At 44.4% G+C, this 15,004-nt stretch carries 12 protein-coding genes; 10 read left to right on the top strand and 2 right to left on the bottom strand.

All coding sequences use genetic code 11. The features are described 5' to 3' along the window. Nucleotide 1: 1 nt before the first annotated feature. Together ACTQWB_RS08480 and ACTQWB_RS08475 are read left to right on the top strand one after the other, a co-directional pair. On the top strand, nt 2-1,240 hold the full coding sequence (locus ACTQWB_RS08480; RefSeq protein ID WP_441501455.1) for a MalY/PatB family protein: 1,239 nt from the start codon (nt 2-4) through the stop codon (nt 1,238-1,240). Nucleotides 1,241-1,243: 3 nt separating this feature from the next. Continuing rightward, on the top strand, nt 1,244-1,618 hold the full coding sequence (locus ACTQWB_RS08475; RefSeq protein ID WP_441501456.1) for a PAS domain-containing protein: 375 nt from the start codon (nt 1,244-1,246) through the stop codon (nt 1,616-1,618). A 190-nt stretch (nt 1,619-1,808) separates the two neighbouring features. On the opposite strand, the gene ACTQWB_RS08470 is transcribed toward ACTQWB_RS08475, so the two are convergent. After that, on the bottom strand, nt 1,809-2,285 hold the full coding sequence (locus ACTQWB_RS08470) for a COG2426 family protein (protein ID WP_441501457.1): 477 nt from the start codon (nt 2,283-2,285) through the stop codon (nt 1,809-1,811). Between the two features lie 253 nt (nt 2,286-2,538). Between ACTQWB_RS08470 and ACTQWB_RS08465 the strand changes: the two genes are divergently transcribed. The 4 genes from ACTQWB_RS08465 (at nt 2,539) to ACTQWB_RS08450 (ending at nt 6,683) form a co-directional block, all read left to right on the top strand. Continuing rightward, complete coding sequence (locus ACTQWB_RS08465; protein WP_441501458.1) at nt 2,539-2,757, top strand: cation transporter; 219 nt, start codon at nt 2,539-2,541, stop codon at nt 2,755-2,757. Between the two features lie 266 nt (nt 2,758-3,023). Then, on the top strand, nt 3,024-4,892 hold the full coding sequence (locus tag ACTQWB_RS08460) for a heavy metal translocating P-type ATPase (protein WP_441501553.1): 1,869 nt from the start codon (nt 3,024-3,026) through the stop codon (nt 4,890-4,892). Between the two features lie 66 nt (nt 4,893-4,958). Next, nucleotides 4,959-5,330, top strand: coding sequence for an ArsR/SmtB family transcription factor (locus tag ACTQWB_RS08455; protein WP_441501459.1), 372 nt, complete (start codon nt 4,959-4,961; stop codon nt 5,328-5,330). Nucleotides 5,331-5,678: 348 nt separating this feature from the next. Further along, on the top strand, nt 5,679-6,683 hold the full coding sequence (locus ACTQWB_RS08450; RefSeq protein ID WP_441501460.1) for a calcium/sodium antiporter: 1,005 nt from the start codon (nt 5,679-5,681) through the stop codon (nt 6,681-6,683). A gap of 122 nt (nt 6,684-6,805) precedes the next feature. On the opposite strand, the gene ACTQWB_RS08445 is transcribed toward ACTQWB_RS08450, so the two are convergent. After that, nucleotides 6,806-7,390, bottom strand: coding sequence for a manganese efflux pump MntP (locus ACTQWB_RS08445; protein WP_441501461.1), 585 nt, complete (start codon nt 7,388-7,390; stop codon nt 6,806-6,808). Nucleotides 7,391-7,919: 529 nt separating this feature from the next. Here ACTQWB_RS08445 and feoB point away from each other — a divergent pair. The 4 genes from feoB to larC all read left to right on the top strand — a co-directional run bounded on the left by feoB (nt 7,920) and on the right by larC (nt 14,856). Further along, complete coding sequence (gene feoB, locus ACTQWB_RS08440) at nt 7,920-10,265, top strand: ferrous iron transport protein B (RefSeq protein WP_441501462.1); 2,346 nt, start codon at nt 7,920-7,922, stop codon at nt 10,263-10,265. Nucleotides 10,266-10,366: 101 nt separating this feature from the next. Then, the gene (locus tag ACTQWB_RS08435) at nt 10,367-12,454 is read left to right on the top strand and encodes an efflux RND transporter permease subunit (RefSeq protein ID WP_441501463.1); all 2,088 of its coding nucleotides are present in this window, start codon (nt 10,367-10,369) and stop codon (nt 12,452-12,454) included. Between the two features lie 268 nt (nt 12,455-12,722). Continuing rightward, nucleotides 12,723-13,469 carry a nickel pincer cofactor biosynthesis protein LarB gene (gene larB / locus ACTQWB_RS08430; protein ID WP_441501464.1) on the top strand — a complete coding sequence of 249 codons (747 nt, stop codon included), beginning with the start codon at nt 12,723-12,725 and terminating at the stop codon, nt 13,467-13,469. Between the two features lie 40 nt (nt 13,470-13,509). Next, nucleotides 13,510-14,856: a nickel pincer cofactor biosynthesis protein LarC gene (larC, locus tag ACTQWB_RS08425; protein ID WP_441501465.1), complete on the top strand. Its 1,347-nt coding sequence runs from the start codon at nt 13,510-13,512 to the stop codon at nt 14,854-14,856. Nucleotides 14,857-15,004: the final 148 nt, after the last annotated feature.

Genomic DNA, 15,004 nt, shown 5'->3' with positions numbered 1-15,004 from the left:
GATGAAATACGATTTTACCAGTATTCTGAACCGTGAGGGAAAGGATGCCATCGCAGTGGATGCACCTTATATAGAAGGATGCTTTAATCATGAATATTTTGCAGGAGCGACATTGAAGGAAGGAATGGATTGGATTCCCATGTGGGTCGCTGACATGAATTTCCCAACCGTGCCTACCGTGCAGAAGGCAATCGTAGAGAGAACTGCACACCCGGCATTTGGTTATTTTTCCCCAAGGGAGGAATATTTCCAGGAAATCATAAAATGGCAGGAGAACAGAAACCAGGTAACCGGGCTTACGAAAGCGTGTATTGGTTATGAAAATGGTGTGCTTGGCGGAGTAGTCAGTGCATTGAACGTGCTGTGCTCCAAAGGGGACAGTGTGCTGGTGCATTCTCCTACTTATGTGGGATTTACAGGTGCGTTGACCAATAACGGCTATCATATTGTACACAGCCAGCTGAAAAAAGATGAAGATCATGTGTGGCGTATGGACTATGCAGATATGGAGAAGAAAATCGTGGAGAACCGCATTCATGCCTGTATTATGTGCAGTCCCCACAATCCTACTGGCAGGGTATGGGAGCGCTGGGAGCTGGAAAAAGCCATGGAGCTTTTCAAGAAGTATGATGTGTATGTGGTCTCTGATGAGATCTGGTCGGATCTGATCCTGGGAGATAATAAGCATATTCCAACCCAGATGATTTCAGAGGATGCAAGAAACAGGACCATCGCCATGTATGCACCGTCCAAGACCTTTAATCTTGCAGGACTGATTGGAAGCTATCATATTATCTATAATTCCTGGCTGCGGGACAGAGTGGATAAGGAATCCAGCCTTAGCCATTATAATGATATGAATCTGCTTTCCATGTATGCGCTGATCGGAGCTTACCAGCCAGAGGGATATGAGTGGGTGGATGAGCTTTGCCAGGTGCTTACCCAAAATGTGGAATATGCCTGCGATTACATTGAAGAGCATTTCGAAGGAGTGGAAGTGTCTCGTCCACAGGGAACTTACATGTTGTTTCTGGATTGTGAGAAGTGGTGTAAAGCGCATGGGAAAACCATGGATGAACTGGAGCAATCTGGCCTTGAGGCAGGGGTTATGTGGCAGGATGGAAGACCATTCCATGGAGAGTATGCAATCCGTATGAACCTGGCCCTTCCGCTGTCAAGAGTGAAGGAAGCATTTGACCGGCTTGATAAATATGTGTTTCACAAAAGAGAGGAAATTTAGATTATGGATTTGAACTTATATTTTAAAAGTATCATTGATCAGGACAACGCTTCTGTAGTGATCTGTAATCTGGAGCACCAGATTATTTACATGAATCCGGCTGCTATTCGCAGTTATCACAAATGGGGCGGTGAAAAACTGATTGGAAAAAGCCTTATGAACTGTCATAATTCCCAGTCAAGGGAGATGATCCAAAAAGTAGTGGGATGGTTTCGGGAAAGCAGGGAGCATAACCAGATTCATACTTTCTATAATGAAAAACAGGCAAAAGATGTGTATATGGTAGCTCTTCGGGATGAAGACGGCACATTGCTCGGCTATTATGAAAAGCATGAGTACCGGACAAGGGATGAGGAGCCATTTTATAAATTCCAGTGACCGTTGGGAATGGATTGGTAAAAGATTTGTTAAAATAAAAAGGAAGCATATGGGGTTACCAAAGGAAAACAATGGTAAACATCATATGCTTCTTTTGAATTATTAGAAAAATTCAGACGTCAGCATGGTTGCATAAAAATTCATGGATACCAGATCTTGCAGAAAGCCTTTTTCAAACATCAAATATGCTCTAGGCGAAAACTGCGAACAATGCTCCAAACAGTCCTGCACTTGCCGCGCCCATGATCACACCGGCAAGAAGAACCCCGAGCATAACTGCGAGGATGCTGGACTTAAAGTCCATGTCAAGAAGGCTGGCAGCTAAAGTGCCCGTCCATGCTCCTGTGCCGGGAAGCGGGATACCTACGAAAAGCAGAAGTGCGATAAACAATCCGCGGCCTGCTTTGGCCTGAAGAGCTTTTCCGCCTTTTTCCCCTTTTTCCAGGCAGAAGGTGAAGAAACGTCCGATCACAGGTTTATCTTTGCCCCATTCCAGAACCTTACGTGCAAAGAAATAGATGAATGGTACTGGAAGCATATTGCCAATGATGGCAACGATGTAAGAGGGAAGCAGTGGAAGTCCGAAACCCACTGCATAAGGAATGGCTCCACGAAGCTCGATCAGCGGAACCATGGAAATAAAGAAAACGATCAGGTAACTTTTCATGGTTGATCTCCTTTGGTTGTATTAAGGTTTATTATCTTCGGATAATAATATGTATAAGAACTAATCTGGTCTATTATACATGAAAATGTAAGAATTGAATAGAGTAAAAAGTAAAAAATCATGATATCATTTTATCAAAAGCATTTTGTCCAAAAACTATTGACAGAATGAAACTGTGTGCTATAATAGAAACAAACATATGAATAATTGTTCATATGAAAAAGAGAACATTTTCAAAAAGGAGATCACTACCATGAAAAAAACTTACAAAATCGACGTTGACTGTGCGAACTGTGCAAACAAGATGGAGGAAGCTGCTAAGAACACAGCTGGTGTGAAGGATGCAACTGTGAACTTCATGACTCTGAAGATGATCGTTGAGTTTGAAGATGGACAGGAACCGAAGAGTGTTATGCAGGAAGTTCTGAAGAACTGCAAGAAGGTAGAGGATGACTGCGAAATCTTCTTATAAGAAGAAAAGCTGGATACAGCGATAGTAATAAGAAGAAAAGATGCAATGCTCCAGGCTCCAGAGCTTTTTTCAAACACGCTTTAGGCTGTCTGGACATTGCAGCCAGAATCCGTAATTGTATCAAAGAAGCGGATTGCTGCAGTATGAGAGCGGAAAATTTGGACGAAAGCTCAGAACAATGCCTGGATTAAAGCAAAGACAAATGCCGGGCCTGATAGTTACAAATATACAAAAAGGAGGCCATGCCCCAGGGCATGTGTAAAAGTATGAATAAGAAGCAGAAAAAAGTTCTGGTCAGAATCATTGTTACCATAGTACTTCTGGTTCTTTTGCATTTTATTCCTGTAGAAGGCTATTTTAGAATGGCATTGTACATGATCCCATATCTGGTGATCGGTTATGACATTCTGAAAAAAGCATTTAAGGGAATTAAGAACCGGCAGGTATTTGATGAAAACTTTCTGATGGCAGTTGCCACTATTGGAGCGATTGCTCTTGGGGATTACCAGGAAGGTACAGCGGTTATGCTGTTTTATCAGATCGGTGAGCTTTTCCAGAGCTATGCAGTTGGAAAGAGCAGGAGAAATATCAGTGAGTTGATGGACATCCGTCCGGATTATGCGAACATTGAGCAGGATGGCAAGCTGGAAAAAGTGGATCCGGATGAAGTGGAAGTTGGAACTGTCATTGTGGTTCAGCCTGGAGAAAAGGTTCCGATTGATGGAATCATAGAAGAAGGAACCTCTACTTTAAACACCAGTGCCCTGACCGGAGAGAGCCTTCCAAGAGATGCGCGTGCTGGAGAAGAGGTCATCAGTGGATGCATCAATATGACAGGTGTGCTGAAAATCCGTACCACAAAGGAATTTGGGGAGTCCACAGTTTCCAAGATCCTGGATCTGGTAGAGAATTCCAGTTCCAAGAAATCCAGATCTGAGAACTTTATTTCCAAATTTGCCAAGTATTATACACCGGCTGTCTGCTACAGCGCCTTGGCGCTTGCAGTGTTGCCGCCACTTTGCAGAATGTTGTTTATGGGGCTTTCCCCAGAGTGGGGAGACTGGATCTACCGTGCCCTTACGTTCCTGGTAATCAGTTGCCCGTGTGCTCTTGTGATCAGTATTCCGCTTAGCTTTTTTGCAGGAATCGGTGGTGCCAGCAACCAGGGAGTCCTGGTAAAAGGCTCCAACTATCTGGAAACCCTTTCCCAGGCAAAAATCGTGGTATTCGATAAAACTGGAACTATGACAAAGGGCGTTTTCGAGGTAAGCGGCATCCATCATAACGAGATGGAAGACGAGAAGCTGCTGGAATATGCAGCTTATGCAGAGTGTTCCTCTTCCCATCCCATCAGCAAAAGCCTTCAGAAAGCATATGGGAAGCCCATTGACCGTAACCGTGTGACGGATATTGAAGAAATCGGCGGAAATGGTGTTGTTGCAAAAGTAGATGGAGTACAGGTTGCAGCAGGTAATACCAAGCTGATGAACCGCCTTGGTATTGCATATAAAGAGTGCCATCATGTAGGAACGGTTGTGCATATGGCTGTGGATGGAAAATATGCAGGTCACATTCTGATTTCCGATATTGTTAAGCCGCATGCTAAAGAGGCGATAGAGAATCTGAAGAAAGCAGGTATTGCCAAGACCGTTATGCTTACCGGTGATTCGAAGAAGGTGGCAGAGGCAGTGGCAGCAGAGCTTGGAATCGGGGAAGTGCACAGTGAGCTTCTTCCGGCAGATAAGGTTTCCAAGGTTGAGGAGCTGCTGGCAAATAAGCAGGAGAAAGAGAAGCTTGTCTTTGTTGGTGATGGAATCAATGATGCACCGGTTCTTTCAAGAGCAGATGTAGGAATTGCCATGGGTGCCCTTGGTTCTGATGCTGCGATTGAAGCAGCGGATGTGGTGCTTATGGATGATGATCCTGTTAAGATTGCCAAAGCAATCCGTATAGCGAAAAAATGTATGCGTATTGTATACGAGAATATTTATTTTGCAATCGGAGTCAAGCTGATCTGCCTGGTGCTTGGAGCGCTTGGTATAGCAAACATGTGGGTTGCGATTTTTGCAGATGTGGGAGTAATGGTGCTTGCAGTGCTGAATGCCATCCGTACCTTGTTTGTGAAGAATCTTTGATAGGAAAAGAGATGTTTACAGGGAGCTAAGAGCAGCTCCCTGAGTCTGTAATGAGGTGTTGATGAAATGAAAAAAGATTTGGATAAAGAGATTGAAACCTGTGAGTGTGGGGAAATCCATGAGAATCTGCTTCAGATCGTAAATGATACAATACCAGAAGAAAATGAATTGTATGATCTGGCAGAATTATTTAAAGTGTTCGGAGATTCTACCAGAATCCGGATTCTGTTTGTGCTTTTTGAAGCAGAGGTCTGCGTGTGCGATCTGGCGAAGGTCTTAAATATGACACAATCTGCCATTTCCCATCAGCTTCGTATTCTGAAGCAGAATAAACTGGTAAAGAGCCGGAGAGAGGGAAAATCTGTTTTTTATTCCCTGGCAGATGAACATGTGCGGACCATTATGGATCAGGGACGTGAGCATATTGAAGAGGATTGATTAAATAAGTCTTGACGGAATGAAAACAATTTGATATAGTAATCCCACATATAAAGTTCGTGAGGGAGTAGTTCGCGCAGCAGCGTGGTTTGTCAACAGTCGCGGCATTGGATTTTGACAGTGCCTGGCAAATCTTAAAGAATGAGACTCATGTATGCTTTTTAAAGAGCATACATGAGTCTTTTTGTTTACGTGAGCAACGAGCCAAAGTCCGGCTGATTTTATTCCCTCACAGAATGTAACTACTATGGTTGATTGTGGGAGCGCCAAGGGCGGGTCACAATCGACTTTCAATCATGGTGGCGTCTGCGTAAGCAGACATATCCGTTTAGGAAAAAGGAGAAGATTATGGAGAATTTTATTAATGGTCTTCCAGTAGTAGCGGTAGTTCTGCTTCTGGTAGTAGGATTTGCCTTTCTTGTAAAAGGCGCTGATCTGTTCGTGGAGGGAAGCTCCAGTATTGCGAAGAAATTAAAGGTTCCGTCTATTATCATTGGACTTACCATTGTGGCAATGGGAACCTCACTGCCGGAGACAGCAGTCAGTGTAACGGCTTCCCTGGTACAGAACAATGAGCTTGCAGTGAGTAATGTGGTAGGCTCTAATATTTTTAATCTGATGTTTGTAATCGGTGTCTGTTCCATCCTGACACCGATCATGGTGCAGAAATCTACAATAACCAGAGATATCCCATTATCTCTTGGCTGTGCACTGTTACTGCTGGTTCTGGGAATCCTGGGGCTTGGCGATAAAGCAGGTATGACCTTAGGACATGTGGATGGAATTATTTTTCTGCTGCTGTTTGCCGGTTATATTTTTACAATGGTGCGTAGCGCAATGAAAGCAAGGGCAGCCGGACAGAAGGTTGAAGTGGAAGGTGTAGAAGAATGTGAAAATATGAAAGAGGTTTCTTATGGAAAAAGCATTCTCTTTCTTATCATTGGCGCAGCTGCCATTGCTTTTGGCGGAGATCTTACAGTGGATACGGCCAGCAGGATTGCCATTGAGCTTGGAATGAGCCAGACGCTGGTGGGACTTACTATTGTATCAGTGGGAACTTCTCTTCCGGAGCTGGTGACCTCCATCGTTGCAGCAAGAAAAAATGAAGTAGACATGGCAGTTGGAAATGCGGTTGGTTCCAATATTTTTAACATTTTAATGGTTCTGGGAATTTCGGCAACTATCAGTCCGGTAGGTCTGATCCGGGAAAATATCATTGATATTGTGATCCTTATGGTCTTTACAGTACTTGTATGGAGCTTTGCAGGAACCAGAAGAAAAATCAGCCGTAGAGAAGGAATTATCATGGCAGCAGCCTATCTGATCTACTGTGGGTACATTATCATGCGGTAGCAGATACATCGGTTTAGAGCCTTTTTCAAACGTGCTCTAGTATGCATTTGTTCAAAAAAGCTTTCAATTATCTATTGTGCAAATAAATAGATATATTGAAAGCTCTTTTTATAAGAAATAATTTAAAACAGATTACTGATAAAAATTTCCAGTCCGATGGCAATCAGGATCACACCGCCAAGGATATCGGCTTTGGTGGAAAGCTTTGTCCCGAAGCGTTTTCCCAGTGATAAGCCTGCCATGCAGATAAAAAAGGTAACCACGGCAATGATCAGGGAACAGACAAGAGCCATAAGCCAGTCATATTCGGAAATGGTGAAGCCAACAGACAGAGCGTCGATGGAAGTGGCAACTCCCTGGATAAAAAGCGCTTTCGGACCTACGCCGGGAATTTCTTCATCCTCGCCGTTTCCACGGATTCCGTTTACCAGCATGGAACCGCCGATGTAACCCAGCAGGATCAGGGCAATCCAGGGAATGAATTTTTCAAAGGCTTTGAAGTACTCTACGATAGTGTGGACGCACAGCCAGCCGGCCATTGGCATGAATGCCTGGAAGGCACCGAAAACACCGGCGATACTGCACATTTTCCGGATGCGCATTTTCGGTTCATGGAGCCCATTGGCAAGAGAAACTGAAAATGCATCCATCGCAAGTCCGACGCCCAGAAGAGCGCTGTTCAGAAAAAAGACAAAACTGTAACTCATTTTTTATATTCCTCCATAGTATTATTTGGGGATGCCAGGGTCAAAAGGTCAGAAAACTGCTGAACAATCCATGGCACGAAAAAAGACCCAGTATATAACCATGGGCTATATATGGGTCATCTACATTCATTCTAAAAAAGGACAAACTCCATGTATAGCGTAAAGTTATACATGAGTCTCGCAATTTAATGCAAGCCAGATCGAAAAGCTATATTATGCATACGGTACAATGATAACATTCATACGGTCGGTATGTTGACTTGCCACGTGACAGCTGCCTTTTGGAAAAAAGCATCTGATACGCTTGCTACTCCCTCACGGGGAAACCTTGTGTGGTAACTTTATCAGATGAGGACAGGTTTGTCAATAATTTTTCTCAATAATATTGACATCTTCAAAATATTAGAATAAACTAACTTTTGTAATATTAATGATAATCTTTATCATTAAAAGACAAAATGCCAGGAGAGTAACGCACCTGCGGAACGATTCCTGACATCATACATATGGGAAAAGAGGAAAAATAGAAATGACATTAAAAGAACTTCCCATTGGGAAAACTGCCACAGTTACGGCTGTTGGTGGAGAGGGCGCATTAAGACAGCATTTTCTGGATATGGGAATCATCCCTATGGCAGATGTGACCATGGTGAAATATGCACCGATGGGGGATCCTGTAGAAGTGCGGATCCACAGCTATGAGCTGACGCTGCGCCTTGCAGATGCAGCGAAGATTGAAATTGATAATGTAAGAGATGCGAAGGAAATAAAGCCAAAGAAACGTTCCAAAGCGATTCCCCATCCGGGACTTGGAGAGGGCGGCAAATATCACGAAAAGGCAGATGAGCATCCGCTTCCGGAGAGTGAACTTCTTACCTTTGCCCTGGCTGGAAACCAGAACTGCGGGAAGACGACTTTGTTCAATCAGCTGACCGGCTCCAACCAGCATGTGGGTAACTTTCCTGGTGTAACAGTAGACCGGAAGGATGGCTCCATCCGTGGGAAAAAGAATACCCTGGTAACGGATCTGCCAGGAATTTATTCCATGTCTCCGTATTCCAGCGAGGAGATCGTCACCCGTAATTTTATCCTGGAGCAGCATCCAAAGGGAATCATCAACATAGTAGATGCGACCAATATTGAGCGTAATCTGTATCTGACCATGCAGCTGATGGAGCTGGATGTGCCTATGGTACTGGCTTTGAATATGATGGATGAAGTAAGGCAGAATGGCGGCTCTGTGCTGGTGAACCAGATGGAGGAGGCACTGGGGATTCCGGTGGTGCCTATTTCTGCGGCGAAGAATGAGGGTATCGATGAGCTGGTGGCTCATGCAGTCCATGTGGCAAAATACCAGGAGAGGCCGAAACGCCTTGACTTCTGCGATGCAAACGACGATGGCGGGGCTGTACACAGATGCCTTCACGGTATCATGCATCTGATCGAGGACCATGCCCAGCAGGCAGACATTCCGGTGCGTTTTGCTGCCAGCAAGCTTGCAGAGGGAGATGAGCTGATCCTGGAAAAACTGGGACTTGATCAGAATGAGAAGGAAACTCTGGAGCACATTGTGAAGCAGATGGAGACAGAGCGTGGTCTTGACAGGTCTGCTGCAATTGCGCACATGCGTTTTGATTTCATAGAGAAGGTCTGCGATGAGACGGTGATTAAGCCTCATGAAAGCAAAGAACATTTAAGAAGCCAGCGTATGGATAAGATCCTCACAGGAAAATATACGGCGATCCCATGTTTTGCAGGCATTATGGCGCTGGTCTTCTGGCTTACCTTCAGCGTGATCGGACAGGGACTTTCGAATCTTCTGGATATGGGAATTACCTGGCTTTGTAATGTGGTGAATCAGGCGATGGTGGCATGGAATGTAAACAGTGTGCTTCATTCACTTGTAATTGACGGTATTTTTAACGGTGTGGGAAGTGTGCTCAGCTTTTTGCCCATCATTGTAACCTTGTTTTTCTTCCTGTCACTTCTGGAGGACAGCGGATATATGGCAAGGGTTGCCTTTGTGATGGATAAGCTGCTCCGTAAGATCGGACTTTCCGGACGAAGCATTGTACCGATGCTGGTAGGCTTTGGCTGTACCGTGCCTGGCGTTATGGCCAGCAGAACTTTGCCCTCTGAGCGGGACCGTAAGATGACCATTCTCCTTACTCCGTTTATGAGCTGCTCGGCAAAGCTTCCAATATATGCCTTTTTCACAGCTGCTTTTTTCCCGAAATATGGGGCACTGGTGATGGTGTCACTTTATTTTGGCGGAATTATCATGGGAATCCTGATGGCGCTGATCTTTGGAAAAACACTTTTCAAAGGGGAGGCAGTGCCTTTCGTTATGGAACTTCCAAACTACCGTCTGCCTGGCGCGAAGAATGTAGGACAGCTTCTTTGGGAAAAGGCAAAGGATTTCCTGCAGAGAGCATTTACGGTTATTTTTGTCGCAACGATCGTGATCTGGTTCTTACAGACTTTTGATCTGCATCTGAATATTGTGACAGATTCCAAAGACAGTATTCTGGCTGTTGTGGCGGGAATCATCGCGCCGGTATTCAAGCCGCTTGGCTTCGGAGACTGGAGATTTTCCACAGCACTTGTGACCGGATTTATGGCAAAGGAGAGCGTGGTTTCCACGTTGTCTATCTTGTTTGGAAGCACTGCAGCCCTTGTACAGGTGCTTTCTCCGCTGGCAGCAATCAGCCTTCTGGTTTTCTGTCTTTTATACACACCTTGCGTTGCTGCCATAGCTTCCGTGAAGCGTGAACTTGGTGGAAGATGGGCAGCAGGAGTTGTGGTTGGCCAGTGTGTGATCGCATGGATTGCGGCATTTTTGGTAAAAATTGTTGGCGTTTTGATCGGATTTTGAGAAAAATGACTATTTTTCATTTTTGTCAAAAAAAATATTGACTATTGGTCATTTTGGTTTATACTATAGTACGAAAGAAATGAGTTAAGGAGATGACATCAATGGTCAAAGTAGGAAAATGGATAGCCAAGCATAAAGTCCTGGTTCTTCTTATCGGACTTTTGCTGGTAATCCCGTCTGTGATCGGAATCGCAGAGACGAGAGTTAATTATGATCTGTTAAGTTACCTGCCAGATACCCTTGAGACTGTGAAAGGACAGGATATTCTGGTTGATGAGTTTGGAATGGGCGCCTTTTCCATGGTAATCGTGGAGAATATGGATATGAAGGATGTCCAGAAGCTGGAAGATAAGTTCAGCGAAGTGGAACACGTGAAAGATGTTCTCTGGTATGATGATGTAGCAGACATTACCCTTCCGGTAGAGATGATTCCTGAGAAATACAGAAAGGTATTTATAAACGGGGATGCTACCATGATGCTGGTACTGTTTGACAATACCACGTCTTCAGACAGCTCCATGGAGGCTATCACAGAGCTTCGTAAGATTGCCAATGAGCAGTGTTTCTTAAGCGGTATGACAGGTGTTGTTACGGATATCAAGAACATCGCCATGCAGGAGCTGCCAATTTACGTTGTGATTGCAGCAGTACTCAGTCTGATCGTTCTGGAGCTGACAAGCGGATCTTTTGTAGTTCCGTTTTTGTTCCTGCTTAGTATCGGTCTTGCAATTCTTTATAACCTGGGAAGCAACATCATCTTAGGAGAGACTTCCTATATTACGCAGGCACTTACTGCTGTACTTCAGCTTGGAGTTACAATGGATTATTCCATTTTCCTTCTGAACAGCTATGAAGAAAACAAAAAGCGTTTCCCTGGAGAAAAAGACCGTGCCATGGGTCATGCCATTGCCAATACCTTTAAGTCTGTAGCAGGAAGCTCTGTTACCACAGTGGCCGGTTTCGTTGCACTTTGTGTTATGACTTTTGCCCTTGGACGTGACCTTGGTATTGTTATGGCGAAGGGAGTTGTTATTGGTGTTATCTGTTGTGTAACGATTCTTCCTGCGCTGGTATTGTTCTTTGACAAGCCAATTGAAAAAACACAGCATAAGCTTCTGTTCAGCAAAATGGATAAGCCGTCCGCTTTTATTACAAAGCATTATAAAGCATGGACTGTGATTTTCCTGGTGTTTCTGTTCCCTGCTATTTATGGAAACAATCACACACAGATTTATTACAACATTGCAGAATCTCTTCCATCCACTTTGGAGTGTAACATTGCAAATGATGAGCTGCAGAAGACCTTCGCAGTTGGAAATATCCATATGATTATGATAGATAAGAATATGGATTCCAAACAGAAACAGAACATGTTAAATGAGATCGATGAGGTCGATGGTGTAAAATGGAGTCTGGGTATGAATTCCCTGATCGGACCGACTGTTCCGGAATCCATGATCCCGGATGATCTTAAGAGCATTTTCAAAGGTGACCAGTATGAACTTGCATTTGTATGCTCCGAGTATGGTTCTGCTACAGATGAGGTAAATGCACAGATCAAGGCTATTGATGAGATCGTTAAGAAATATGATGATACTGCAATGGTAATTGGTGAAGCTCCACTTATGAAGGACCTTCAGGATACCACAGATGCCGACCTGGTTCGTGTAAATGTAATTTCCATTGGAGCTATTTTCCTGATCATCATGATCATCTTTAAATCAATTTCCCTTCCTATTATTTTGGTTGCGGTTATTGAGTTCGCGATTTTTGTAAATATGGCGATCCCGTTCTATCAGGGAATCAGCCTTCCGTTCGTTGCAAGTATCGTTATTGGTGCTATCCAGCTTGGTGCTACCGTGGATTACGCGATTCTGATGACAACCCGTTATCAGAGAGAGAGACAGCATGGCAAGAATAAGATGGAAGCAATCAGCATTGCCCATAAGACCAGCATGCCGTCCATCATCAGCAGTGGACTCAGCTTCTTTGCTGCAACATTCGGTGTTTCCTGTTATTCACAGGTTGAGATGATCGGTTCTATCTGTACTCTGCTTGCGCGTGGTGCGATCATCAGTATGGTAGTTGTATTGTTCATCTTACCAGCTATGTTCATGATCTTTGATAAGCTGATCTGTGTGACCTCCATTGGTTTCCTTGGGGATAAGAAGGCTGCAAAGAGTAAATAAAGCTGTTTAAAAAGTAAATGGATCTGTTTGGAAACTTATGACAGACAAATTAAGCGAAAATCCTGCTTCTTTAAATGAGGCAGGATTTTTTTATATAAACAGGCTAGACTTTCATTCATGGTGATGTCTGCGAAAGCAGACATGTCCGTTTAGTATGGGTTGAATAAAAGCAAAGAAAACGTTATAATTGTGTCAATTAACGATTATGGTTACCAGACTTTAGAACGGTGACCAATTATAAATGAAATTGCAGGGAGTGAGTTTATAGATGACATTAGAAGAGATTCTTGCACAGGTCCAAAAAGGGGAACTCTCCCCGAAAGCAGCAGAAAACCTGATTCGTCAGGATGGCTATAAGGAAATGGATTATGCCAAGCTGGATACGGGGAGAAAGGCCCGCACCGGTTTCGCAGAGGTTATTTACTGTAGTAATAAAGCGGATGAGCATCTGCTGCGGATTTTTGAGCGTTTGTATCTGGGAGAGGGGGAGGTGCTGGGAACGAGAGCCTCGAAGGAACAGTATGAACTGGTCCGGGAAAAATATCCCCAGGTTCAGTATGACCCTATTTCCAGAATTTTGAAGATTGAGAAGCCAGATAAGCTTCATGAGGGAAAAGTTGCTGTGTGCACAGCCGGTACTGCGGACATTCCGGTGGCAGAGGAGGCTGCGCAGACAGCAGAATACTTTGGAACCCATGTGGAACGGATCTATGATATAGGTGTCAGTGGCATGCACAGACTGTTTTCCAGGCTGGATACCATCCAGGACGCCAATTGTGTGGTGGCAGTTGCCGGTATGGAGGGAGCCCTGGCCAGTGTGATGGGCGGGCTTGTGAGCAGACCGGTGATCGCAGTGCCTACTTCTGTTGGCTATGGGGCCAATTTCCACGGATTGTCGGCACTTCTTACCATGATCAATTCCTGTGCAAATGGAATTGCAACGGTGAATATCGACAATGGATATGGTGCGGGGTATCTGGCAACCCAGATGAACCGGCTGGCTCTTGGAAAATAAATGAAACTTGTATTATACGGATGAACAGTTGAGGAGAATTATGGGAAAATCATTATATCTGGAGTGTTACTCCGGAATCAGCGGAGATATGACAGTAGCAGCACTTCTGGATCTTGGAGCGGACCAGAAGGTGCTGATGGATGTGCTGGAAAGCCTTCCGGTACAGGGATTTGAGATAAAAGTAAGCAGGGTGAAGAAGTCCGGGATTGATGCCTGTGATTTTGATGTGATTCTGGATAAAGAGCTGGATGGACATGACCATGATATGGAGTATCTGCATGGCCATGAAAGGAAACATAGCCATGAATACGGGCATGACCACGAAGAGGAACATAGTGATGAACGCGTACACAGCCATGTAGAGGAACACAGTCATGAACATCATCACCCGCACCAGCACCGTGGCATGAATGAGATCCGCCAGATCATCAACAGCGCGAAGATGACAGGTGGTGCCAGGAAAACAGCACTTGCTATTTTTGAAATTCTGGCTAAAGCAGAGGCAAAGGCCCACAATGTTCCGGTGGAAGAGGTGCATTTCCATGAAGTTGGATCTGTGGATTCCATTGTGGATATTCTGTCAGCAGCAGTCTGCCTGGACAATCTTGGAATTACCGAGGTGATCGTGCCAGTATTATATGAAGGAACCGGTACGATCCGCTGCCAGCACGGCATTTTGCCCGTCCCTGTTCCGGCTGTTGCCAATATTGTACAGCAGACAGGACTGAATGTGAAAATTACCCAGGTACAAGGGGAACTGGTTACGCCTACAGGAGCTGCAATCGTGGCAGCAATACGGACTACAGATAAACTGCCGGAGAATTTTATGATCGAAAAAACAGGTATTGGTGCCGGGAAGCGGACCTATGAATGCCCCGGAATTCTCCGCGCCATGCTGATTCAGGCCGAAGAGAGAAGTAAGTCTGTAGAAGCCTCAAAAGAAACTGCCGATTACATCTATAAACTGGAAACCAATATTGACGACTGCAGCGGTGAAGTCCTTGGCTTTGTTATGGAAAAACTGTTCGAGGCAGGAGCAAGAGATGTCCATTATACACCTGTATATATGAAGAAAAACCGTCCGGCATGGCTGCTCACAGTAATCTGTAAAGAAGAAGATATCCCTGGAATGGAAGCTCTTATTTTTGCAGAAACCACCAGCATAGGAATTCGCAGGGTGAGAATGGAACGCACCATTTTACCAAGGAAAAAAATAAAGGTAATGATCCCGTTCGGGGAAGTAGAAGTGAAAGTATGCGGACCGGAAGGCGCCCAGAAGTGTTATCCGGAGTATGAAAGTCTGGCAGAAATCTGCAGAAAAACAGGAATCTCTTACGCAGAAGCTTATCATATGACTATTGATGCAAGTAAAAATCTGGAATGGTAAAGAGGACTTTTAGAATAAGAGCAAAACAAAAATAGGGAAAATAGGCTGTAAATCCCCATATTGCAACCATTAGAAGAGTATGTTACAATACAGGTTGGTTTTTCGAGCAAAAGTTCCAGATATCTGGGATCTGTTAGAAAAGCCAAAT

Origin of the sequence: Blautia sp. HCP3S3_H10_2 (assembly GCF_052122375.1) — a bacterium.
Classification (GTDB): Bacteria; Bacillota; Clostridia; order Lachnospirales; family Lachnospiraceae; genus Blautia_A.
This window is presented reverse-complemented; position numbering and strand designations above follow the sequence as displayed.

What these genes read in the sequence shown, in the direction of transcription:
- larC (WP_441501465.1), top strand. Translation starts at nt 13,510, where the DNA reads ATGGGAAAATCATTATATCTGGAGTGTTACTCCGGAATCAGCGGAGAT.
- ACTQWB_RS08480 (WP_441501455.1), top strand. Translation starts at nt 2, where the DNA reads ATGAAATACGATTTTACCAGTATTCTGAACCGTGAGGGAAAGGATGCC.
- ACTQWB_RS08450 (WP_441501460.1), top strand. Translation starts at nt 5,679, where the DNA reads ATGGAGAATTTTATTAATGGTCTTCCAGTAGTAGCGGTAGTTCTGCTT.
- ACTQWB_RS08435 (WP_441501463.1), top strand. Translation starts at nt 10,367, where the DNA reads ATGGTCAAAGTAGGAAAATGGATAGCCAAGCATAAAGTCCTGGTTCTT.
- ACTQWB_RS08445 (WP_441501461.1), bottom strand. Translation starts at nt 7,390, where the DNA reads ATGAGTTACAGTTTTGTCTTTTTTCTGAACAGCGCTCTTCTGGGCGTC.
- larB (WP_441501464.1), top strand. Translation starts at nt 12,723, where the DNA reads ATGACATTAGAAGAGATTCTTGCACAGGTCCAAAAAGGGGAACTCTCC.
- ACTQWB_RS08475 (WP_441501456.1), top strand. Translation starts at nt 1,244, where the DNA reads ATGGATTTGAACTTATATTTTAAAAGTATCATTGATCAGGACAACGCT.
- ACTQWB_RS08465 (WP_441501458.1), top strand. Translation starts at nt 2,539, where the DNA reads ATGAAAAAAACTTACAAAATCGACGTTGACTGTGCGAACTGTGCAAAC.
- ACTQWB_RS08455 (WP_441501459.1), top strand. Translation starts at nt 4,959, where the DNA reads ATGAAAAAAGATTTGGATAAAGAGATTGAAACCTGTGAGTGTGGGGAA.
- feoB (WP_441501462.1), top strand. Translation starts at nt 7,920, where the DNA reads ATGACATTAAAAGAACTTCCCATTGGGAAAACTGCCACAGTTACGGCT.
- ACTQWB_RS08460 (WP_441501553.1), top strand. Translation starts at nt 3,024, where the DNA reads ATGAATAAGAAGCAGAAAAAAGTTCTGGTCAGAATCATTGTTACCATA.
- ACTQWB_RS08470 (WP_441501457.1), bottom strand. Translation starts at nt 2,285, where the DNA reads ATGAAAAGTTACCTGATCGTTTTCTTTATTTCCATGGTTCCGCTGATC.